General features: G+C 71.9%; 20 protein-coding genes. 17 read left to right on the top strand and 3 right to left on the bottom strand.

The window, feature by feature from the left end; all coding sequences use genetic code 11:
* Positions 1–57: 57 nt before the first annotated feature.
* A complete protein-coding gene (locus GSY65_RS07325; protein ID WP_159775683.1) occupies positions 58–1,860 on the bottom strand; it encodes a glycoside hydrolase family 15 protein in 1,803 nt (600 codons plus the stop codon).
* 562 nt (positions 1,861–2,422) lie between these two features.
* On the opposite strand from GSY65_RS07325, the gene GSY65_RS07320 reads away from it, so the two are divergent.
* The 12 genes from GSY65_RS07320 to GSY65_RS07265 all read left to right on the top strand — a co-directional run bounded on the left by GSY65_RS07320 (position 2,423) and on the right by GSY65_RS07265 (position 16,229).
* On the top strand, positions 2,423–4,090 hold the full coding sequence (locus GSY65_RS07320) for a CTP synthase (protein WP_159766545.1): 1,668 nt from the start codon (positions 2,423–2,425) through the stop codon (positions 4,088–4,090).
* Positions 4,091–4,209: 119 nt separating this feature from the next.
* Entirely contained in the window at positions 4,210–4,836 is a 627-nt protein-coding gene (locus GSY65_RS07315; RefSeq protein WP_159766544.1) for an NUDIX domain-containing protein, read from the top strand.
* Positions 4,837–5,001: 165 nt separating this feature from the next.
* Complete coding sequence (locus tag GSY65_RS07310) at positions 5,002–7,101, top strand: tetratricopeptide repeat protein (protein ID WP_159766543.1); 2,100 nt, start codon at positions 5,002–5,004, stop codon at positions 7,099–7,101.
* 166 nt (positions 7,102–7,267) lie between these two features.
* Positions 7,268–8,392: an alanine dehydrogenase gene (ald, locus tag GSY65_RS07305; protein ID WP_201452468.1), complete on the top strand. Its 1,125-nt coding sequence runs from the start codon at positions 7,268–7,270 to the stop codon at positions 8,390–8,392.
* Positions 8,393–8,808: 416 nt separating this feature from the next.
* The gene (locus GSY65_RS07300) at positions 8,809–9,945 is read left to right on the top strand and encodes a ParA family protein (RefSeq protein WP_079054846.1); all 1,137 of its coding nucleotides are present in this window, start codon (positions 8,809–8,811) and stop codon (positions 9,943–9,945) included.
* Complete coding sequence (locus tag GSY65_RS07295; protein ID WP_159766542.1) at positions 9,930–10,523, top strand: hypothetical protein; 594 nt, start codon at positions 9,930–9,932, stop codon at positions 10,521–10,523. The genes GSY65_RS07300 and GSY65_RS07295 overlap by 16 nt, the downstream gene beginning before the upstream one ends.
* An 18-nt stretch (positions 10,524–10,541) precedes the next feature.
* Positions 10,542–11,741, top strand: coding sequence for a segregation and condensation protein A (locus GSY65_RS07290; protein ID WP_159766541.1), 1,200 nt, complete (start codon positions 10,542–10,544; stop codon positions 11,739–11,741).
* Complete coding sequence (scpB, locus tag GSY65_RS07285) at positions 11,738–12,400, top strand: SMC-Scp complex subunit ScpB (protein WP_201452467.1); 663 nt, start codon at positions 11,738–11,740, stop codon at positions 12,398–12,400. The genes GSY65_RS07290 and scpB overlap by 4 nt, the downstream gene beginning before the upstream one ends.
* A 21-nt stretch (positions 12,401–12,421) precedes the next feature.
* A complete protein-coding gene (locus GSY65_RS07280; RefSeq protein ID WP_159766540.1) occupies positions 12,422–13,495 on the top strand; it encodes a pseudouridine synthase in 1,074 nt (357 codons plus the stop codon).
* Positions 13,496–13,677: 182 nt separating this feature from the next.
* Positions 13,678–14,403, top strand: a complete 726-nt coding sequence (locus tag GSY65_RS07275) for an NUDIX hydrolase (RefSeq protein WP_159766539.1) — start codon at positions 13,678–13,680, stop codon at positions 14,401–14,403.
* Positions 14,403–15,425 (top strand): ADP-ribosylglycohydrolase family protein, encoded by a 1,023-nt coding sequence (locus GSY65_RS07270; RefSeq protein WP_159766538.1) that lies wholly within the window; start codon positions 14,403–14,405, stop codon positions 15,423–15,425. Before GSY65_RS07275 ends, GSY65_RS07270 begins: the two co-directional genes overlap by 1 nt.
* Positions 15,426–15,428: 3 nt before the next feature.
* The gene (locus GSY65_RS07265) at positions 15,429–16,229 is read left to right on the top strand and encodes a nucleotidyltransferase domain-containing protein (RefSeq protein ID WP_159766537.1); all 801 of its coding nucleotides are present in this window, start codon (positions 15,429–15,431) and stop codon (positions 16,227–16,229) included.
* Here GSY65_RS07265 and GSY65_RS07260 read toward each other — a convergent pair.
* Together GSY65_RS07260 and GSY65_RS07255 are read right to left on the bottom strand one after the other, a co-directional pair.
* Complete coding sequence (locus GSY65_RS07260) at positions 16,146–16,907, bottom strand: nucleotidyltransferase domain-containing protein (RefSeq protein WP_159766536.1); 762 nt, start codon at positions 16,905–16,907, stop codon at positions 16,146–16,148. The two genes, GSY65_RS07265 and GSY65_RS07260, sit on opposite strands and share 84 nt — an antisense overlap.
* Positions 16,908–16,928: 21 nt before the next feature.
* Complete coding sequence (locus GSY65_RS07255; protein ID WP_159766535.1) at positions 16,929–17,348, bottom strand: Rieske (2Fe-2S) protein; 420 nt, start codon at positions 17,346–17,348, stop codon at positions 16,929–16,931.
* Between the two features lie 167 nt (positions 17,349–17,515).
* Here GSY65_RS07255 and aroH point away from each other — a divergent pair, with 167 nt between their 5' ends.
* The 5 genes from aroH to der all read left to right on the top strand — a co-directional run bounded on the left by aroH (position 17,516) and on the right by der (position 22,054).
* Positions 17,516–17,878 (top strand): chorismate mutase, encoded by a 363-nt coding sequence (gene aroH, locus GSY65_RS07250; RefSeq protein WP_159766534.1) that lies wholly within the window; start codon positions 17,516–17,518, stop codon positions 17,876–17,878.
* Positions 17,875–18,960 (top strand): prephenate dehydrogenase, encoded by a 1,086-nt coding sequence (locus tag GSY65_RS07245; protein ID WP_159766533.1) that lies wholly within the window; start codon positions 17,875–17,877, stop codon positions 18,958–18,960. Before aroH ends, GSY65_RS07245 begins: the two co-directional genes overlap by 4 nt.
* A gap of 155 nt (positions 18,961–19,115) precedes the next feature.
* Positions 19,116–19,793: a (d)CMP kinase gene (cmk, locus tag GSY65_RS07240; protein ID WP_159766532.1), complete on the top strand. Its 678-nt coding sequence runs from the start codon at positions 19,116–19,118 to the stop codon at positions 19,791–19,793.
* A complete protein-coding gene (locus GSY65_RS07235) occupies positions 19,751–20,485 on the top strand; it encodes a lysophospholipid acyltransferase family protein (protein ID WP_236579711.1) in 735 nt (244 codons plus the stop codon). The genes cmk and GSY65_RS07235 overlap by 43 nt, the downstream gene beginning before the upstream one ends.
* Before the next feature lie 108 nt (positions 20,486–20,593).
* Complete coding sequence (gene der / locus GSY65_RS07230) at positions 20,594–22,054, top strand: ribosome biogenesis GTPase Der (protein WP_159766530.1); 1,461 nt, start codon at positions 20,594–20,596, stop codon at positions 22,052–22,054.
* Positions 22,055–22,089 lie beyond the last annotated feature (35 nt).

Raw genomic sequence — 22,089 nt, 5'->3', positions numbered from 1 at the left:
CGTGCGCCTGGTCGTGCGCCGGTCCGCCGCCGTGCGCGGCGGACCGGGAGGCGTGCGTCAGCCCCCGTACGCCCCCGATGCGGTCAGCCGGAGCGCCGTGTCGATGAGGGGGACATGGCTGAACGCCTGGGGGAAGTTGCCGACCTGGCGCTTGAGCACGGGGTCCCACTCCTCGGCCAGGAGGCCCAGGTCGTTGCGGAGGGACAGCAGCTTCTCGAAGAGCTTGCGGGCCTCGTCGACGCGGCCGATCATCGCCAGGTCGTCCGCCATCCAGAACGAGCAGGCGAGGAAGGCGCCCTCGTCGCCCGGCAGCCCGTCCACGCCCTCGTCCTCACCGGCGGTCGGGTAGCGCAGGATGAAGCCGTCCGGTGTCGACAGTTCCCGCTGGATCGCCTCGATGGTGCCGATGACGCGCTTGTCGTCCGGCGGCAGGAAGCCCATCTGGGGGATCAGCAGCAGCGACGCGTCCAGCTCCTTCGAGCCGTACGACTGCGTGAAGGTGTTGCGCTCCTTGTCGTAGCCCTTCTCGCACACGTCCCGGTGGATGTCGTCGCGCAGCTCGCGCCACTTCTCCAGCGGGCCGTCCGCGTCACCGGACTCGATGAGCTTGATCGTGCGGTCCACCGCGACCCAGGCCATCACCTTGGAGTGCACGAAGTGGCGGCGCGGACCGCGCACCTCCCAGATGCCCTCGTCCGGCTCGTCCCAGTGGTCCTCCAGGTAGCGGATCAGCTTCAGCTGGAGCAGGGAGGCGTAGTCGTTGCGGGCCAGCCCCGTCATGTGGGCCAGGTGCAGGGCCTCGGTGACCTCGCCGTACACGTCCAGCTGGAGCTGGTGCGCGGCGCCGTTGCCGACCCGGACGGGCGCGGAGTTCTCGTAGCCGGGCAGCCACTCCAGCTCGGCCTCGCCCAGTTCCCGCTCACCGGCGATGCCGTACATGATCTGCAGGTTCTCCGGGTCGCCGGCGACCGCCCGCAGCAGCCACTCGCGCCAGGCGCGGGCCTCGTCCCGGTACCCGGTGCGCAGCAGCGAGGAGAGGGTGATCGCCGCGTCGCGCAGCCAGGTGTAGCGGTAGTCCCAGTTGCGGACGCCGCCGATGTGCTCGGGCAGGGAGGTCGTCGGCGCGGCGACGATGCCACCGGTCGGGGCGTACGTCAGGGCCTTCAGCGTGATCAGGGAGCGGACCACCGCCTCGCGGTACGGGCCGTGGTACGTGCAGTGCTCCACCCACTCCCGCCAGAACTCCTCCGTGGCCTGCAGCGACGGCTCGGGCTCGGGCAGCGGCGGCGGCTCCTTGTGGGAAGGCTGCCACGAGATGGTGAAGGCGATGCGGTCGCCCGGAGTCACCGTGAAGTCGGCGTAGGTGGTCAGCGCCTTGCCGTACGTCTCGCACTCGGTGTCGAACCACACCGAGTCCGGGCCGGCGACGGCCACCGTGCGCCCCTCGTGCTTGTGCACCCACGGCACGACCCGGCCGTAGGAGAAGCGCATCCGCAGCGCGGAGCGCATCGGGACCCGGCCGCTGACGCCCTCGACGATCCGGATCACCTGCGGGGCGCCGTCACGCGGCGGCATGAAGTCGGTCACACGGACCGTGCCGCGCGGGGTGTCCCACTCGGACTCCAGGATCAGCGAGTCGCCGCGGTACCGGCGGCGGGAGGCCGTCGGCGGCTCCGCGTCGGCGGCGTGGGCGGGACCCAGCCGCCAGAAGCCGTGCTCCTCGGTGCCGAGGAGGCCCGCGAAGACGGCATGGGAATCGAAGCGGGGCAGGCACAGCCAGTCGACCGTCCCGTCCCGGCAGACCAGGGCAGCGGTCTGCATGTCTCCGATGAGTGCGTAGTCTTCGATGCGCCCGGCCACGTGCAACTCCAGTCGAACGGCCACGTCGCCCCCCGAGGGGCGGTCGCTGTGCGGTGTGCGGTCTAGGGACCCAAGGGATCGACAAAGGATGGATGTTTCCAGAGTGATCCAAGGGACGGTGTCATGCGATGTCGCTCAACGATCCTCAACGCATATGAGGCCATCGTTGCTCAACGGACTGACGAGCTCGCGTGTTTCCGGAGACGGGCTGGGGTGGTGCCGTTTCCCCGGCCGGGCTCGGCAGCGAGTGTCCGAAGAGGATACGACGCACCGGGGGGCTGCGCGTGCCGCTCCAGGCAACGCGAGTGGGCCGAACGAGTGAGCCAGGGGTGACCCGCGGCCGGTATTCGCCGACTGTCGTACGAAGTCCGTGGCGGCCCGTGCGCGGAGAGTGGCCGGAAGCGATCGTGGCCGGTCGCTGATACCCTGGTAGCCCGTGGACCGGTGGGCGCCCCGACTCGCAAGGGACCCCCGAACCGCAGCGACGGCACCCCCCGGCGACCCCATCGGGCGGCGGCCGATCCGCACCCAGAACCGCGACCACGGGAGCCCCCTCTTGGCCATGCCGCCCGCTGCTTTCCGAAACAGCACCACGACGACCAAGCACATCTTCGTCACCGGGGGTGTCGCCTCCTCGCTCGGCAAGGGGCTGACCGCCTCCAGCCTCGGCATGCTGCTCAAGGCCCGCGGCCTGCGCGTGGTGATGCAGAAGCTCGACCCGTACTTGAACGTCGACCCCGGCACGATGAACCCCTTCCAGCACGGTGAGGTGTTCGTCACCAACGACGGCGCCGAGACCGACCTCGACATCGGACACTACGAGCGCTTCCTAGACCGCGACTTGGACGGCTCTGCCAATGTCACTACAGGCCAGGTCTACAACACCGTCATCGCCAAGGAGCGGCGCGGCGAGTACCTGGGTGACACCGTGCAGGTCATCCCGCACATCACCAACGAGATCAAGCACCGCATCCGGCGCATGGCGTCCGACGAGGTCGACGTCGTCATCACGGAGGTCGGCGGAACGGTCGGCGACATCGAGTCGCTGCCGTTCCTGGAGACCGTCCGCCAGGTCCGTCACGAGGTCGGCCGTGACAACGTCTTCGTCGTCCACATCTCGCTCCTGCCGTACATCGGCCCCTCCGGGGAGCTGAAGACGAAGCCGACGCAGCACTCCGTCGCCGCGCTGCGCAACATCGGTATTCAGCCAGATGCGATCGTGCTGCGCTGCGACCGCGAGGTGCCCGCCGCGATCAAGCGGAAGATCTCCCTGATGTGCGACGTCGACGAGGCCGCCGTCGTCGCCTGCCCCGACGCCCGCTCGATCTACGACATCCCGAAGACCGTGCACGGTGAGGGCCTCGACGCCTATGTCGTCCGCAAGCTGGACCTGCCGTTCCGCGACGTGGACTGGACGACCTGGGACGACCTGCTCGACCGCGTCCACAACCCGCAGCACGAGATCAACCTGGCGCTCGTCGGCAAGTACATCGACCTGCCCGACGCCTACCTCTCGGTCACCGAGGCGCTGCGCGCGGGCGGATTCGCCAACCGGGCGCGGGTGAAGATCAAGTGGGTCACCTCGGACGACTGCAGGACCCCGGCCGGCGCCGCGGCACAGCTCGCCGACGTCGACGCCGTCTGCATCCCCGGCGGCTTCGGCGACCGCGGTGTCTCCGGCAAGGTCGGCGCCATCCAGTACGCCCGTGAGAACCGCATCCCCCTGCTGGGCCTCTGCCTCGGTCTGCAGTGCATCGTGATCGAGGCCGCGCGCAACCTCGCCGACATCCCGGACGCCAACTCCACCGAGTTCGACTCCGCCACCGCCCACCCGGTGATCTCCACCATGGCCGAGCAGCTCGACATCGTCGCCGGTGAGGGCGACATGGGCGGCACGATGCGCCTGGGCATGTACCCGGCCAAGCTCGCCGAGGGCTCGATCGTGCGCGAGGTGTACGACGGCAAGGAGTACGTCGAGGAGCGCCACCGCCACCGCTACGAGGTGAACAACGCCTACCGCGCGGAACTGGAGAAGAAGGCGGGCCTGCAGTTCACCGGCACCTCGCCCGACGGCAAGCTCGTCGAGTACGTCGAGTACCCGCGCGAGGTCCACCCCTACCTGGTCGCGACCCAGGCGCACCCCGAGCTGCGCTCCCGTCCGACCCGCCCGCACCCGCTCTTCGCGGGCCTGGTCAAGGCCGCCGTGGAGCGGAAGACCGCCGGTAAGTGACGGCAAGTCGCGACTGGTGACGGCCAGTTGCGCGACGCAGGAGTTGTACGGTGACCGGGGTGCGTCTCTTTCGGGAGGTGCGCCCCGGTTGCGTGGCACGTGTGGGAGGACGAGTCGACATGACGATCAAGGACACCGCCGAGGAGTGGGAGGTCCGGGCGAGCGAGACGCCGTTCACCGGCAACAAGACCTCCGTGCGCACCGACGACGTGGTCATGCCCGACGGTTCGGTCGTCCGGCGGGACTACCAGGTCCACCCCGGTTCCGTCGCCGTTCTCGCCCTCGACGACCAGGACCGGGTCCTGGTGCTCCGCCAGTACCGCCACCCCGTGCGCCAGAAGCTGTGGGAGATCCCGGCGGGCCTCCTGGACGTGCCGGGCGAGAACCCGCTGCACGCCGCCCAGCGCGAGCTGTACGAGGAGGCGCACGTCAAGGCGGAGGACTGGCGGGTGCTGACCGACGTCTACACCACCCCCGGCGGCTGCGACGAGGCCGTCCGCGTCTTCCTCGCCCGCGACCTCTCCGAGGCCGACGGACGGCGCTTCGCGGTGGAGGACGAGGAGGCCGACATGGAGCTGGCCCGGGTGCCCCTCGACGAACTGGTCCGCGGTGTCCTCGCCGGGGAGCTGCACAACAACTGCCTGGTGGTGGGCGCGCTGTCGCTGGTGGCGGCGCGCAGCGGCGACGGGGAGGACGCCCTGCGTCCGGCCGAGGCGCCGTGGCCCGCGCGCCCGTTCGAGTCGTAGGGGTCGCTCCCCCCGACGGTTCCAGTCGTAAGATCTGCTGATCCGATCGGGGGATCCGTCCGCCCCGCTCCGCCGAGATCGTCGCAGAGCGTGAACTAGGCTCGGGAAACGCCCGCATCGGAGTCCCGGCGGGCTGGCTCGTGCGGTGGGACGGGAGTGTGGCCCGTGGCGGATCAGGCGGTGGACACCGGGGGAGCCCCGGCGTCCGGAACAGGGCGGCCCCCGGCTGTCGAGGCCGCCCCCACGGACAGTCAGTTCCTCGGCAGGACACGGGAGTTGAAGGAGCTGCGGGCCGACATCGACCGCGCCGGGCTCAACACCCTCGCCGGCCGCAAGGCACCGCACGCGCGTGTGCTGCTCATCGCCGGGCGGCCCGGCTTCGGCCGTACGGCGCTCGCCGAGGAGCTCGTCCGGCAGGTCGCCCACGGTTACCCCGACGGCGTGCTGCGGACCCGCCTCGCCGAGCCGGACGGCACCCGCGTCCCGGTCGAGCGGGCCGTCGGCCACCTGCTCGGCGGACTCGGCCTCCCGGTGCCCGCCGGGGCCGACGAGGACGACCTCAGCGAGGCGCTGCGCGAGGCACTGGCCGACCGCCGGGTGGTGCTGTTGCTGGACGACGCGGTCGACGCCGAACAGGTCGACGCCCTGCTGCCGGACACACCCGATTCCCTGGTCGTCGCGGTCTCCGGAGGCCCGCTGACGGGCATCTCCGACGTCCGCCCGTGCACCCTGGGCGGACTGGACACCAAGTCCGCGGTGGCCCTGCTGGAACGCTTCACCGGCTCGGTGCGCATCACCGTCGACCCGCGCTCCGCCGAGATCCTCGCCGAGGCGTGCGCGGCGCAGCCCGCCGCGCTCCGGCTCGCCGGCGGATGGCTCGCCGCCCGGCCCACGGCCGCCGTCTCCGACCTCGCCAAGCAGCTGCGCGCCGAGGACGACGAGGGCCCGGTCCTCGCCAGGGTCTTCCGGTTCGCGTACGCGGCGCTGCCCGGCCCCGCCGCCCGGACCCTGCGCCTGCTGGCCCTCGCCCCGGCCGGCCTGGTCGACCCGCACGTCGCCTCCGGGCTCGCCGGATGCTCGGTCGGCGCGGCCCGCACCGTGCTGGACGACCTCGTCGCCCTGGGGTTCCTGCACCGGGCCGACTCGGCGATGCCGCAGTACGAGGTCCCCGGCTGCCTCCAGCCGCTGCTGCGGGCCGCCGCCGAGAGCCTGGAGAAGCCGGGCGAGCTCGAGCTGGCACGGGCGCGGATGCTGGAGCGGACGGTACGGCTGCTCCAGTCCTGCCGGGCCATCACCGAGACCGACAGGCCGCTCGCCCGCGAGAAGCTTCTGGAGATGCCCAAGGCACTGCGGTTCCCGAGCCCTCGGGCCGCCGAGGAGTGGCTGCGGGTCCGCCGGCCCGCGCTGCTCGCCGCCGCCCGGCTCGCCGTCGCCGACGGCCGGCTGGACACCCTCGCCCGGCGGCTGATGTCCCAGCTCGTCCGGGCCCTGGTGGCGCACTTCGGCACCCAGGCCGTGGCCGCCGACCTGTACGGCGTCCACCGGCTCGTCCTCGATGTCGCCGAGCGCCGCGACCTGCCCCGTGAGAAGGCCGCGGCCCTGCTGAACCTGGGGGACCTCGACGCCCGCACCGGCCGGACGAGGGCGGCGCTGGCCCGCTACCGGGCCGCCCTCGACGCCGGACGGCAGGCGAACGACCCCTACGCGACCGGCCGCGCGATGGAATCCGTAGGCGGCGCCCACCAGGAGCTGGAGGACTACGAACGGGCCGCCGACTGGTACGGCAGGGCGCTGGCCCAGCGGCTCGCCCGGGACGAGCGCGAGGACGCCGCCCGGCTGTACGGCCGCATCGCCACCGCGTACACCTACGCGGGCCGCTACGGCGAGGCGCTGCGCAACTGGCGCTCGGCCCTCACCGGCCACCGCCGGCTCGGCGATGTGGGAGCCCAGGCGAGGGCGTTGAGCGAGATGGCCCGTGTCCAGGAGTACGCCGGGCGTCCCGAGGAGGCGCTGGCCACCTGCCAGGAGGCGGTGGAGTGGGCGCGGCGCGCCGAGGACGTCCGGCTGCAGGCCGCGCTGCAGATCCGGCTCGCCGACACCCTGGAACGGCTCGGCGACCCGGCGGCCGCCCGGCTGCACCGCGGGGTCGCCGAACGGCTGCTCGACGACGAGACCACGCCGCCCGAAACCGGTGCCACCGGAGAGACCGAGCCGGAACACGGCCCTAACGCCTACGAAATCCGCAGTGCATCCGCGAAAGATTGATGCATTGAAAGGCTAGACAGCGGGGATACCTTCATTAGACTGGCTGAGCCGCCGGTTCTCCTGCGGTGTCTCCCGGTGCGCTCCGATGTGCACGGGTATGTCCTGCATCGTGCGGGCATGTACCGATTGTGCGTGCGAGCCCCCACACCCCTCCGATCCAAGGACCGTGATCGACGTGAAGGTCGGCATCCCCCGCGAGGTCAAGAACAACGAGTTCCGAGTGGCGATCACCCCGGCCGGTGTCCACGAGCTGGTGCGCCACGGCCACCAGGTCGTCATCGAGCAGGGCGCCGGTGTCGGTTCCTCGATCCCGGACACCGAGTACGTCGCCGCCGGCGCCGAGATCCTGGCCACGGCCGACGAGGTGTGGGCCGCCGCCGACCTGCTGCTCAAGGTCAAGGAGCCCATCGCCGAGGAGTACCACCGCCTCCGCAAGGACCAGACGCTCTTCACCTATCTGCACCTGGCCGCCTCCAAGGAGTGCACCGACGCGCTCGTCGAGTCGGGCACCACCGCGATCGCCTACGAGACCGTCGAGCTCCCGAACCGCGCGCTGCCGCTGCTCGCCCCGATGTCCGAGGTCGCGGGCCGACTCGCCCCCCAGGTCGGCGCCTACCACCTGATGCGGGCCAACGGCGGCCGCGGTGTCCTCCCCGGCGGTGTGCCGGGCGTGCTGGCCGGGCGGGCCGTCGTCATCGGCGGCGGTGTCTCCGGCTGGAACGCCGCGCAGATCGCCATCGGCATGGGCTTCCACGTGACCCTGCTCGACAAGGACATCAACAAGCTCAAGGAAGCCGACAAGATCTTCGGCACGAGGATCCAGACGGTCGTCTCCAACGCCTTCGAACTGGAGAAGGCGTGCCTGGAGGCCGACCTCGTCATCGGCGCCGTCCTCATCCCGGGCGCCAAGGCGCCGAAGCTGGTCACCAACGAGCTGGTGTCGCGCATGAAGCCGGGAAGTGTCCTTGTCGACATCGCGATCGACCAGGGCGGCTGCTTCGAGGACTCGCGGCCCACCACGCACGCCGAACCGACCTTCCCGGTCCACGAGTCGGTGTTCTACTGCGTCGCCAACATGCCCGGCGCGGTGCCCAACACCTCCACCTACGCGCTGACCAACGCCACGCTGCCGTACATCGTGGAGCTCGCGAACCACGGCTGGGTCGAGGCGCTGCGCCGTGACCCCGCGCTGGCCAAGGGCCTCAACACGCATGACGGGGCCGTGGTTTACCGCGAGGTCGCGGAGGCGCACGGACTGGAGCACACCGAACTGGCCTCGCTCCTGGGCTGACCGACGGGCCGCCGACGGACGGCTTTGAGTCACCTTTCAGCAAAAGGCGATACGTCAACACAGGTCGTCAACAGCGGTTTCCCGGCCGGATCTTGCCCGACAAGATCCGGCCGGATGTGTGTATGGTCACTTTGCGGCACTCGCGCAACTCGCCTCGAACGTAACGCTTCGGATGTTTCACGCACCGGTGAAACCTGCTGTGCGACGCCCCTACGCCCTTGACAGCCGCATGTTTCATTGCCGACACATCGGGCCGGGTCCGGCGGATTGTGTTGCTGCGGACCGCCGACACGCCATAGAGTCGCCAACCGTCGGCATGGTGCCACGCTGACCTATCTAGAAGTTTCCTGGTCACCAAGGAGGTAAGACGACTTGTGAATGAGTCGACATTTACTCCCGGGGGTGGTCAACCAGGAATGCCTGCGCGGGTCTCGGGACCCACGGGGTTCGCGGCTGTCGGCTCCGTCGCAGTCCGCACCTTCGCAGCCCACCAGGGTCACCAGTCCTCAGGGGTGACTCAGCCAGCACACCAGAGCATGGATGGCCAACACGTGAACGCCATGGCCGGCGACGGAAGTGGCGGGGTCCACAACCACTTCGCCGACTACGACGAGCTGCCCGACGGGCACTTCTACGACCCCGACGCCGAGTACGAGCCCGATCCGGAGTACGCGGCCACGCTCGCGCCCGACGCGGCCCGTCAGCGCCGCGAGCGCATCGGCCCGACCGGGCGCCCGCTCCCGTACTTCCCGATCCCGGGCCCGCTGACCGACCACGGCCCCGCGAAGATCATCGCGATGTGCAACCAGAAGGGCGGCGTCGGCAAGACCACGTCGACCATCAACCTGGGTGCCGCGCTCGCGGAGTACGGACGCCGGGTCCTCCTCGTCGACTTCGACCCGCAGGGCGCCCTCTCGGTCGGCCTCGGGGTGAACCCGATGGAGCTCGACCTCACGGTCTACAACCTGCTCATGGAGCGGGGCATGTCGGCCGACGAGGTCCTGCTGAAGACCGCGGTCCCGAACATGGACCTGCTGCCGAGCAACATCGACCTCTCGGCGGCCGAGGTCCAGCTGGTCTCCGAGGTCGCGCGCGAGTCCACGCTCCAGCGGGCGCTGAAGCCGCTGATGGCCGACTACGACTACATCGTGATCGACTGCCAGCCCTCGCTCGGCCTGCTCACCGTGAACGCCCTGACGGCCGCGCACAAGGTGATCGTGCCGCTGGAGTGCGAGTTCTTCGCGCTGCGCGGTGTCGCACTGCTGACGGAGACCATCGAGAAGGTCCAGGAGCGGCTCAACCCGGAGCTGGAGCTCGACGGCATCCTCGCCACCATGTACGACTCCCGCACGGTGCACAGCCGTGAGGTGCTCGCGCGCGTCGTCGAGGCCTTCGACGACCACGTCTACCACACGGTCATCGGGCGCACGGTCCGCTTCCCGGAGACCACGGTCGCCGGTGAGCCGATCACCACGTACGCCTCCAACTCCGTCGGTGCCGCCGCCTATCGTCAGCTCGCCAGGGAGGTGCTCGCCCGGTGTCACGCCGAGTGAGTCTGCCGGGGGCCGACGAACTCTTCCGTACGACAGGGGGAATGGCGCTTCAGCCGTCCACTCCCCGACGGGGGGCCAACGGAGAAGCCCGTGTGCCCGCTCCCGCCGGGGAGAGCGACGTCGGCGCGGCCGTGGAGGACGCGCCGCCGTCGGTGCCCGTGCAGGGCGGGGACGGTGAGGGGTCCGAGCATGTGGCCGCGGACGCCGAGTCCGACGGGGACCAGCCGCGCAGCCGGTCCGCCGCCGCGGGGGCCGAGCGGGTCGCCGCCGGGCGCCAGCCGAAGCCGCAGGAAGGTTCTGCCACGCCGGGTGCCGCCGCCGGGGCCGCGCCGCGCAAGCGGGGACGGGCCGCCGGGCGCCGACCCAGCGGACGTGAGCGGCACGACGAGAAGATCACCGTGTATGTCTCCGCCGAGGAACTGATGGACCTCGAACACGCGCGGCTGGTGCTGCGCGGGGAACACGGGCTGGCCGTCGACCGAGGGCGGATCGTCCGGGAGGCCGTCGCCGTGGTGCTGGCGGATCTGGAGTCCCGCGGGGACGCGAGCATCCTCGTACGACGGCTGCGTGGGCGATAGGGGTAGCCTGCGGGGGCTATGACCTCGTATGACCCCTCGTCGTCGGCGACGCCCCCCGGCGGTTTCGCCGGCCGTCGGCGTGCGCTGGGGAGAGGGCCGACCGCACCGCGGGTGGCTCCGCCGGAGGAACCGGAGGCGGAGAGCGGACCCCCGGCAGGGGAGCCCTCCGCCGCCGGGCGTGCCCAGGCCGAAGCCGCGCGGGAGACGCGGGCCGCCGGGGTCGGCGCCGAGGACGCCCCGGTCGTCGGGGAACCCCGGCCGACGCCGGACGGGCCGGGCCCGGAGGCCGACGCGTCGCGGATGCCGGCCGGTGAGGCCGGGTCACCGGGCGAGTCGGTGTCGCGGGACGGCACGAGCCCCGCCCTTGGTGGCGTCGGGGGGTCCGACCCCGGTGCTTCGGACGGGGGCGACGACGGCGTCTTCACGGTGCGGCTCGCCAACTTCGAGGGACCGTTCGACCTGCTGCTCCAGCTGATCTCCAAGCACAAGCTGGACGTCACCGAGGTCGCGCTGTCCAAGGTCACCGACGAGTTCATGGCGCACATCCGTGGCATGGGGGCGGACTGGGACCTCGACGAGACGACCGAGTTCCTCGTCGTCGCCGCGACGCTGCTCGACCTGAAGGCGGCCAGGCTGCTGCCCGCCGCCGAGGTGGAGGACGAGGGCGACCTCGCGCTCCTCGAAGCCCGTGACCTGCTGTTCGCCCGGCTGCTGCAGTACCGGGCGTACAAGCGGATCGCGGAGATCTTCAACGGGCGGCTGGAGGAGGAGGCCCGGCGCTACCCCCGTACCGTCGGTCTGGAGCCGCAGCACGCGGAACTGCTGCCTGAGGTGGTCATCAGCATCGGGGCGGACGGATTCGCCAGGCTGGCCGTGAAGGCCATGCAGCCGAAGCCCAGGCCGCAGGTGTACGTCGACCACATCCACGCGCCGCTGGTGAGCGTGCATGAGCAGGCCGGGATCGTCGTCGCGCGGCTTCGGGAGCTGGGCGAGGCCAGTTTCCGCACGCTCGTCGAGGACACCGACGACACCCTGACCGTCGTGGCCCGCTTCCTGGCGCTGCTGGAGCTGTACCGGGAGAAGGCCGTGGCCCTGGACCAGGAGACCGCCCTCGGCGATCTGGTCGTCCGCTGGACGGGCGGGGACGGGGACGCGGAGCCCGTGGTCACGGACGAGTTCGACCGCCCGCCCGAGCGCCCCGAGGAGGAGAAGGCGTGAGCGAGGAGACGACCGGGGTGTCCGGGGGGACCGGGGGTGTGCGTACCGTCGCCGACCTCGACCTCAAGCCCGCTCTGGAGGCCGTCCTCATGGTCGTGGACGAGCCCGCGACCGAGGAGCACCTGAGCCGGATCCTGGAGCGCCCCAAGCGGCAGATCGCCCGGGCGCTCAGGGAACTGGCCGACGACTACACCGCGCAGGGGCGCGGCTTCGAGCTGCGGGTGATCGCCGGGGGATGGCGGTTCTACACCCGCCCCGCGTACGCGGCGGCCGTGGAGCGGTTCGTGCTCGACGGGCAGCAGGCCCGGCTCACCCAGGCGGCGCTGGAGACGCTGGCCGTGGTCGCCTACCGGCAGCCGGTCAGCCGCAGCCGGGTCTCGGCGGTGCGCGGGGTGAACTGTGACGGGGTCATGCGGACCCTGCTCCAGCGCGGGTTGGTCGAGGAGGCGGGCACGGAACCCGAATCAGGTGCGATCCTGTACAGGACGACGAACTACTTCCTGGAGCGGATGGGCCTGCGCGGCCTGGACGAGCTACCGGAACTCGCGCCCTTCCTCCCGGAGGCCGAGGCGATCGAGGCCGAGACCCAGGAAGCCGTACCGTCGTTCGATCCGGATGCCCCGGACGCGGACGACGGGCCCACGTCGGGCCATGACTGACACGACGACGACGGAACTTTGATGCGAAGCAGCGGTAGCGGCAAGAGCGGCGGGCGCGGTAACCACCGCGGTGCCGGCAACAACAGGGACCAGAAGCAGGGCGGCCAGGGCCGTCCCCGCAAGCCCCGCCCCGAGGAGCGCCGCTACGACGTGGGCCCCGGCGGGACGCAGGACGGTCCGAAGTCCGGGCGGGGCGCCTCCGCGCGCGGCGGCGCCAAGGGCGGCCCCAAGCAGGCGCAGCAGCCCCGCGGGCGAGGCCGTTCGGCCCCGGCGACCTCGCGCGAGTACGACGCGCGCGCCGAGGAGCGCAACCGGGAGCGGTACGCGGGCAAGAAGGACATCAAGCTGCCCAAGACCTTCCCCGGCGCCGAGCAGGAGGGTGAGCGGCTGCAGAAGGTGCTCGCCCGCGCGGGCTACGGCTCCCGGCGCGCCTGCGAGGAGCTGATCGAGCAGGCCCGCGTCGAGGTCAACGGCGAGATCGTCACCGAGCAGGGCCGGCGGGTCGACCCGGAGAAGGACGAGGTCAAGGTCGACGGCCTGACCGTGGCGACGCAGTCGTACCAGTTCTTCTCCCTCAACAAGCCCGCCGGTGTCGTGTCGACCATGGAGGACCCGGAGGGCCGGCAGTGCCTCGGTGACTACGTCACCAACCGCGAGACCCGGCTGTTCCACGTGGGCCGCCTGGACACCGAGACCGAGGGTGTCATCCTGCTCACCAACCACGGCGAACTGGCGCACCGGCTGACCCACCCCAAGTACGGCGTGAAGAAGACCTACGTCGCGCACATCGTCGGCCCGATCCCGCGGGACCTGGGCAAGCGGCTGAAGGACGGCATCCAGCTGGAGGACGGGTACGCGCGCGCGGACCACTTCCGGGTCGTCGAGCAGACCGGCAAGAACTACCTCGTCGAGGTCACCCTCCACGAGGGACGCAAGCACATCGTGCGCCGGATGCTGGCCGAGGCCGGCTTCCCCGTCGACAAGCTCGTCCGCACCGCCTTCGGGCCGATCACCCTCGGCGACCAGAAGTCGGGCTGGCTGCGCCGACTGTCGAACACCGAGGTCGGGATGCTGATGGCGGAGGTCGACCTCTAGGTCTCCTTCCCTGTTCGGCAGCAGTGGGCCGGTCCCGGGTCTCGTTCCCGGGGGCGGCCCGTTGCCGTTTCCGCTCCCGGTCCTGGCGTTCCTCTCCCCGGAAAAGGGTTGCGCCCCCCACCGACGCGCATTTATAGTCGGGATGACTATTAGTCAGAGTGACCATAAAGGGGGCGACGGGAATGACCTCACCCGAGGGTTACGACAAATACGCCTTCGAGCCCTTCGCCGTCACCGTCGACCTCGCCGTCTTCACCCTCCGCGCGGGCACCCTTCAGGTCCTGCTCGTCGAGCGCGGCCAGGAGCCCTACGCCGGGCGCTGGGCGCTGCCCGGCGGGTTCGTGCTGCCGGAGGAGTCCGCCGAGCAGGCCGCCTGGCGGGAGCTCGCGGAGGAGACCGGCGTCACGGACGGCTCCGGGCTCCACCTGGAGCAGTTGCGGACCTACAGCGAACCCGGCAGGGACCCCCGGATGCGGGTCGTCACCGTCGCGTTCGCCGCCCTGCTCCCGGATCCGCCCGCCCCGCACGGCGGCGGCGACGCCGCCCAGGCCCAGTGGCTGCGCTTCGACGCCGTCGGACCGCTCGCCTTCGATCACGACCGCATCCTCGCCGACGCCCACGAACGCGTCGGTGCCAAGCTCGAGTACACCTGTCTCGCCACCGCCTTCTGTCCCCCCGAGTTCACGCTCGGCGAGTTGCAGCAGGTCTACGAGACCGTGTGGGGCACTCCGCTCGACCGGCCCAACTTCCGGCGCAAGGTGCTCGCCACGCCGGGCTTCGTCGAACAGGTGCCCGGCGCCGCCCGCCTGACCGGCGGCCGCGGCAAGCCCGCCGCGCTGTACCGGGCGGGTGGGGCCACCGCCCTGCACCCGCCCCTGCTGCGACCCACCACGGAAGGACGGCCCTGATGGCCATGACGCTGCTCGACAAGCGCGCCGCCACCGGATGCCTGCTCGGCCTCGCCCTCGGGGACGCGCTCGGCTTCCCCACGGAGTTCAACGACGTACCGTCGATCCTCGCCAAGTGCGGCCCCTGGCGCCAGATGGAGCTGCCGAAGCCGGCGATCGTCACCGACGACACCCAGATGACGCTGGCGCTGGCCCACGGACTGCGGGCGGCCATGGACCGCGGAGTGCTCGGCCCCGAGGCGCTGGAGCGGTCCGTCCGCAAGGAGTTCGTCGAGTGGTCCCGCTCCCCGGAGAACAACCGCGCCCCCGGCCACACCTGCCTGGTCGCCTGCGACCTCCTCGCGCGGGAGCGTCACCCCTGGCAGCTCGCGAGCCAGCTCCACTCCAAGGGGTGCGGCGCCAACATGCGGGTCGCGCCGCTCGGCCTCATCGGCCCGCTCAGCGACGAACAGCGCGCGGGCGCCGCCCAGTTGCAGGCCGCGCTCACCCACGGCCACCCCACGGCGCTCGCCGCCGCCGACCTCACCGCACACGCGATACGGCTGCTCGCCCAGGGCGCGGAACCGCTCGGCCTGGTCGGCCGGCTCCGCTCGTACGCCTACGAGAACCGCTCCCGCTACCACGCGCGCTGGCTCGGCGACCTGTGGACCTACGGCCAGGACCCCTCGCCCGAGCACTACATCGCCCGCGGCTGGGACGAGTGCCTCGACGCCCTGGACCGCGTCCGGCAGGCCCTGCGCGACCCGTCGCCCGAGACCGACCCCTGCCTCGCCACGGGGGAGGGCTGGATCGCCGAGGAGGCCCTCGCCACCGGTCTGCTGTGCTTCCTCCTCTTCGTCGACGAACCCGTCACCGCGCTGCGCCGCGCCGCCTGCACCGCCGGCGACTCGGACTCCATCGCCTGCCTCACCGGGGCCTTCGCGGGCGCCCACCACGGCCCGGCCGCCTGGCCCGTCGAGTGGGCCGACCGGATCGAGTACCAGGGCGACCTCGTGTCGCTGGGGGCCCTCTGGGACGCTTGAGGGATGACCGACGCCCTCGACATCGCCCTGGCCCCGGACAAGGGCGCCTCCTGCGCGAACCTGGTGGAGAGCCTGGAGGACGCCGAACAGCCCGGCCCCCTGCTGTTCGCCACCGTCTCCGGAGCCCACCTGTACGGCTTCCCCTCCCGCGACTCCGACGTCGACCTGCGCGGGGTGCACCTGCTGCCCGCGGCCGACCTGGTGGGGCCGCGGGAGCCGGAGGAGACCCGGTCGAGGATGTGGGTCAGGGACGGCGTCGAGATGGACCTCGTCACCCACGACCTGCGCAAGTTCGTACGGCTGATGCTGCGCCGCAACGGCTACGTGCTGGAGCAGGTGCTCTCCCCGCTCGTCGTGCGCACCGGCGATGCGCACCGCGAACTGGTCTCCCTCGCGCCGGGCGTCCTCACCCGGCACCACGCCCACCACTACCGCGGCTTCGCGATCACCCAGTGGCGGCTGTTCGAGAAGACCGGTGAACTCAAGCCGCTGCTCTACACGTTCCGGGTGCTGCTCACCGGTATCCACCTCATGCGCGCCGGCGAGGTGCGGGCCCATCTGCCCAGCCTGCTGCCGCTGGTCGAGGAGGCCCCCGCGTATCTGCCGGACCTCGTCGCCGCGAAGGCGGAGCGCGAGCACGGCAGGGCCGCCGTCGACCAGGACCGCGTGGCGCGGGACGTGGAGCGGCTGCACAGGACGCTCGACGAGGAGCAGGCCCTGTCAGCGCTGCCGGAGACCCCCTCCGCGTACGACGCCCTGCACGACTTCGTGGTCCGGGTCCGCCTCGACGGCCCGAAGGGCTGACGCGCGCCGGGTGCGGACGACGAAGTCCTCGACCCGGGCCCGGTCCGGCTCCGCCGGCAGCGGGGAGCGGGCCGCCGCCTCCTCGGTCTCGGCGGCCAGCCGGACCATCCACGACTCGACCCGGTCCCAGGCCACCTCGCCGCGCTTGACCGCCAGCAGGGGCTCGCGCTGCTCGCCCACGTCGACGGTGAGCGTCCCCGTGCGCAGCAGGTCGCGGCAGCTCATCAGCAGGCGCAGCAGATGCATGGCGTGCTTCCAGCGGGGCGCGCCGCGCGTGCGGAGGTCCGCCTCCAGCTTCCTGCGCTGGCCGAGGGCGTAGCGGGCGAACGTCTCACGGGCCTGCCGCGACAGGAACGCCTCGCGCAGGGACAGCAGTTCGCGGCCCGTGTCGTCGAGGCGTTCCACCAGGGGGGAGTGCAGGCACTCCAGGATGTTCGGGTTGGCGCGCAGGGCCAGCTCGCAAAAGCGCTCCAGCTCCCAGCCGAACTGCTCCTCGGCCGGCCCCTCCACATGCGTCGGCGGCTTCTCGAAGCGCCAGAACAGCGCGGTCGGCGCCAGGAACACCCCCCGGAGGTCCGTGTCGCTGTCGTCCGTCGCGAGTCCGAAGGCGCGCGAACCCATCACACAGGCGTAGATCGTGTGGTCGCGGACCAGGGCGTGGGCGTACGAGGGCTCCATGCCGGGAGCGTACGGGCGGGCTCAGCCCAGTTGAATCGAGTTTCCCGAGATGGTGATCTGCTCGGCGGGCAGCGGCACCTGGGCGGGGCCGTGCTCCACCGCGCCGTCGGTGATGCTGAACCTGCTCCCGTGACAGGGGCAGTTGATCGTGCCGTCCGCGACCGCGCTCACGAGGCAGGCGCGGTGGGTGCAGACCGCCGAGAACGCCTTGAACTCGCCCTCCTGGGGCTGGGTGACGACGACCTTCCGGTCCTTGAAGATCCTGCCGCCGCCGACCGGGATGTCGGCCGTGGCGGCCAGTGCCTCGCCCGCGCCGCGGGTGCCCTCCGAGGCCGAGGTCCCGTCCGCGCCGTCACCGCCCCCGCCGCAGCCCGTGAACAGCGCTGCCGCGCCCGTCGCGCCGGTCGCCAGCACCGTGCGCCGTGATGTACCCGTCGTCATGTCGTCACCCCGAAGAAAACCGCAGAAGATGCAATTCAGAACAGAGTGTCACAAAGAGAGGTACATGCAGGTGTCTCGGCAGGCGGGCGCCGCGCGCCCGGTCAGGGCGGGCTCACTAGGCTGGACGGGCAAGGAGCCGTGACGCACAGCAGGTAAGGAGCCGAACCGTGGCGGTACGAGCGGTCCGGGGCGCCGTCCAACTCGACGAGGACCAGGCGGCCCACATGGACGAGCGGGTGGCTGAACTGCTCACCGCCGTCCTGGAGCGCAACGGGCTCACCCAGGAGGACCTGATCAGCATCTGGTTCACGGCCACGCCCGACCTGCACAGCGACTTCCCGGCCGCCGCCGCCCGAGGGCTCGGCATCGTCGACGTACCGCTGATCTGCGCGCAGGAACTCGACATCGAGGGCGCGATGCCCCGCGTCGTACGGATCCTCGCGCACATCGAGTCCGACCTGCCCCGCTCCGAGATCGCGCACGTCTACCTGGGCGCCGCGGCCGCACTCCGCAAGGACATCGCCCAGTGAGAACCGCCCTCGTCATCGGCACCGGCCTCATCGGCACCTCCGCCGCGCTCGCCCTCGCCCAGCGCGGGGTGACCGTCCACCTCACCGACCACGACCCCGAGCAGGCCCGCACGGCCGCCGCGCTCGGCGCCGGCACCGACGAGGCGCCCGACGGACCCGTGGACCTCGCGGTCGTCGCCGCCCCGCCCGCGCACGTGGCCGCGACCCTCGCCGACGCGATGCGCCGGGGCCTGGCCCGCGGCTACCTCGACGTGGCCTCCGTCAAGGGCGGCCCCCGGCGCGAGCTGGAGGAACTGGGCCTGGACCTCTCCTCCTACATCGGCACCCACCCCATGTCGGGCCGGGAGAAGTCCGGCCCGCTGGCCGCCACCGCCGACCTCTTCGAGGGCCGCCCCTGGGTGCTCACCCCGACCCGTGACACGGACACCGAGGTCCTGAACCTCGCCCTGGAACTGGTCTCGCACTGCCGGGCCGTGCCCGTCGTCATGGACGCCGACGCCCACGACCGGGCGGTCGCCCTGGTCTCGCACATGCCGCACCTGGTGTCCAGCCTGGTCGCCGCGCGGCTGGAGCACGCCGAGGAGGCCGCCGTACGGCTGTGCGGGCAGGGCATCCGGGACGTGACCCGTGTCGCGGCCTCCGACCCGCGCATGTGGATCGACATCCTCTCCGCCAACCCCGGACCCGTCGCCGACCTCCTCACCGACGTCGCCGCCGACCTCGACGAGACGGTCCGGGCCCTGCGCGCCCTCCAGACGTCCGACGAGGCCAAACGCCGTGAGGGCACCACCGGCATCGAGGACGTCCTGCGCCGCGGCAACGCCGGCCAGGTCCGCGTCCCCGGCAAGCACGGCTCCGCGCCCCGCGTCTACGAGACCGTGGCCGTCCTCATCGACGACCAGCCCGGCCAGCTCGCCCGGATCTTCGCCGACGCCGGCGCGGCCGGCGTCAACATCGAGGACGTCCGCATCGAGCACGCCACCGGCCAGCAGGCCGGCCTGGTCCAGTTGATGGTGGAGCCGAAGGCGGTGCCGGTGCTGACCGGCGCCCTGCGCAACCGCGGGTGGGCGCTGCGGCAGTGACCGCCGCCCGTTCGCCCGCCGGACCGCCCGGCACGCGACCGGGGACGGCGGGCGCCGCCGCGGGCTGGGCCGGACGGGCTACGCACACCCAGTACCCTTGTCCGGGGCGCCTTCCGTCTCGCCCCGCCACCTCGGAACAGGAAAGGTGCCCCCCAGTGGAACGCGCCACAGTGATCGTTGCCATCGACGGCCCCTCCGGCACGGGCAAGTCGAGCACCTCGAAGGCCGTGGCCGCACAGCTCGGGCTGAGCTACCTCGACACGGGCGCCCAGTACCGGGCGATCACATGGTGGATGGTCACCAACGGCATCGACATAGACGACCCGTCGGCCATCGCCGCCGTGGCCGGCAAGCCGGAGATCATCTCGGGCACCGACCCGTCCGCGCCGACCATCACGGTCGACGGCACGGACGTCGCCGCCGCGATCCGCACCCAGGACGTCACCTCCAAGGTCAGCGCGGTCAGCGCCGTACCGGAGGTCCGCGCGCGGATCACCGAGCTGCAGCGCTCCATCGCCGCCGACGCCGGGAACGGCATCGTCGTCGAGGGCCGCGACATCGGCACGACCGTGCTGCCGGACGCCGACCTGAAGATCTTCCTCACCGCCTCCCCGGAGGCCCGCGCGGCCCGCCGCAGCGGCGAGCTGAAGAACGCCGACGTCCAGGCCACCCGCGAGGCCCTCCTGAAGCGGGACGCCGCCGACTCCAGCCGCAAGACCTCGCCGCTCGCCAAGGCGGACGACGCGGTCGAGGTGGACACCTCGGACCTCACGCTCCAGCAGGTCATCGAGTGCGTCGTCACCCTCGTCGAGGAGAAGCGGGCGGGGAAGTGAGCGAGGCGTCCCCCGACCGCGCCCCCTCGGGCCGCGCCCCGTCCGCCGAGGCCCCCTCGCTGCGGGGCGCCGAGGTCGGCCGGCGCATCGGCGTCGGGCTGATGTACGGGCTGTGGAAGCCGCGCGTGCTGGGCGCCTGGAAGGTCCCCACGGCCGGCCCGGTGATCCTCGCCGTCAACCACTCCCACAACATTGACGGCCCCATGGTCATGGGCGTGGCACCCCGGCCGACGCACTTCCTCATCAAGAAGGAGGCGTTCGTCGGTCCCCTCGACCCCTTCCTGCTCGGCATCGGGCAGGTCAAGGTGGACCGCTCGACCGCCGACCGCACCGCCATCACCCAGGCGCTCGCCGTCCTGGAGCACGGCGGTGTACTGGGCATATTCCCCGAGGGCACCCGGGGCGAGGGCGACTTCGCCTCGCTGCGCGCCGGGCTCTCCTACTTCGCCGTCCGCAGTGGCGCGCCGATCGTCCCGGTGGCCGTCCTGGGAAGCACGGAGCGGCGCGGACGGCTGGTCAAGGGGCTGCCCCCGCTGCGCTCCCGCGTCGACGTCGTCTTCGGCGACCCGTTCGACGCGGGCGACGGCAGCGGCCGCCGGACGCGCAAGGCCCTCGACGAGGCGACCGAGCGCATCCAGAAGCAGCTCGGCGCCCACCTGGACCACGCGCGGCGGCTCACCGGCCGCGGATAAAACGCCGGGCGTCCGATCGGGCGCTGGGCGACACTGAGTAGTGGATCAGCCGGTCGACCGGCCGGGTGCTCCACCGATCACCACGATGAACGACGAGGTACGCACTTCATGAACGACCAGTTTCCCTCCGAGCACGAGCACGGAGAGCTTGGCGACGCCGAGTACGCGGAGTTCATGGAGCTCGCCGCGGAAGAGGGCTTCGACCTGGAGGACGTCGAGGGGGCCCTCGACGAGGCGGGCCACGGCCCGCTGCCCGTCCTCGCCGTCGTCGGCCGCCCGAACGTCGGCAAGTCGACGCTCGTGAACCGCATCATCGGCCGCCGTGAGGCGGTCGTCGAGGACAAGCCCGGTGTCACCCGCGACCGCGTCACCTACGAGGCCGAGTGGGCGGGCCGCCGCTTCAAGGTCGTCGACACCGGCGGCTGGGAGCAGGACGTCCTCGGCATCGACGCCTCCGTCGCCGCCCAGGCCGAGTACGCCATCGAGGCCGCCGACGCCGTCGTCTTCGTCGTCGACGCCAAGGTCGGCGCCACCGACACCGACGAGGCCGTCGTACGGCTGCTGCGCAAGGCCGGCAAGCCCGTGGTGCTGTGCGCCAACAAGGTCGACGGCCCGAGCGGCGAGGCCGACGCGGCGTACCTGTGGTCGCTGGGCCTCGGCGAGCCGTACCCGGTGTCCGCGCTGCACGGCCGGGGCACCGGCGACATGCTGGACGCGGTCCTTCAGGCCCTGCCCGAGGCGCCCGCGCAGAGCTTCGGCACGGCCGTCGGCGGGCCCCGCCGGGTCGCCCTGATCGGCCGCCCGAACGTCGGCAAGTCCTCCCTCCTCAACAAGGTGGCGGGCGAGGAGCGCGTCGTCGTCAACGAAATCGCGGGCACCACCCGCGACCCGGTCGACGAGCTGATCGAACTGGGCGGCGTCACCTGGAAGTTCGTCGACACGGCGGGCATCCGCAAGCGGGTCCACCTCCAGCAGGGCGCCGACTACTACGCCTCGCTGCGCACCGCGGCCGCCGTCGAGAAGGCGGAGGTGGCGGTCATCCTGATCGACGCCTCCGAGTCGATCTCGGTCCAGGACCAGCGCATCGTCACGATGGCCGTCGAGGCGGGCCGCGCCATGGTCATCGCCTACAACAAGTGGGACACCCTCGACGAGGAGCGCCGCTACTACCTGGAGCGGGAGATCGAGACCGAGTTCGGCCAGGTCGCCTGGGCGCCCCGGGTCAATGTCTCGGCGCGTACCGGCCGGCACATGGAGAAGCTGGTCCCCGCGATCGAGACGGCCCTCGCGGGCTGGGAGACCCGGGTGCCGACGGGCCGCCTCAACGCCTTCCTCGGCGAGCTGGTCTCCGCCCACCCGCACCCGATCCGCGGCGGCAAGCAGCCCCGTATCCTCTTCGGCACCCAGGCGGGCACCAAGCCCCCGCGTTTCGTGCTCTTCGCCTCCGGCTTCATCGAGGCGGGCTACCGCCGCTTCGTCGAGCGCCGGCTGCGTGAGGAGTTCGGCTTCGAGGGCACCCCGATCCACATCTCCGTCCGCGTGCGCGAGAAGCGCGGCAGGAAGAAGTGACGGCGGCGGGCCCCGCCCGCGGGCTCACCTGACGG

The sequence above is a fragment of the Streptomyces sp. HM190 genome (assembly GCF_009857135.1).
GTDB classification, from domain to species: domain Bacteria; phylum Actinomycetota; class Actinomycetes; order Streptomycetales; family Streptomycetaceae; genus Streptomyces; species Streptomyces heilongjiangensis.
This window is presented reverse-complemented; position numbering and strand designations above follow the sequence as displayed.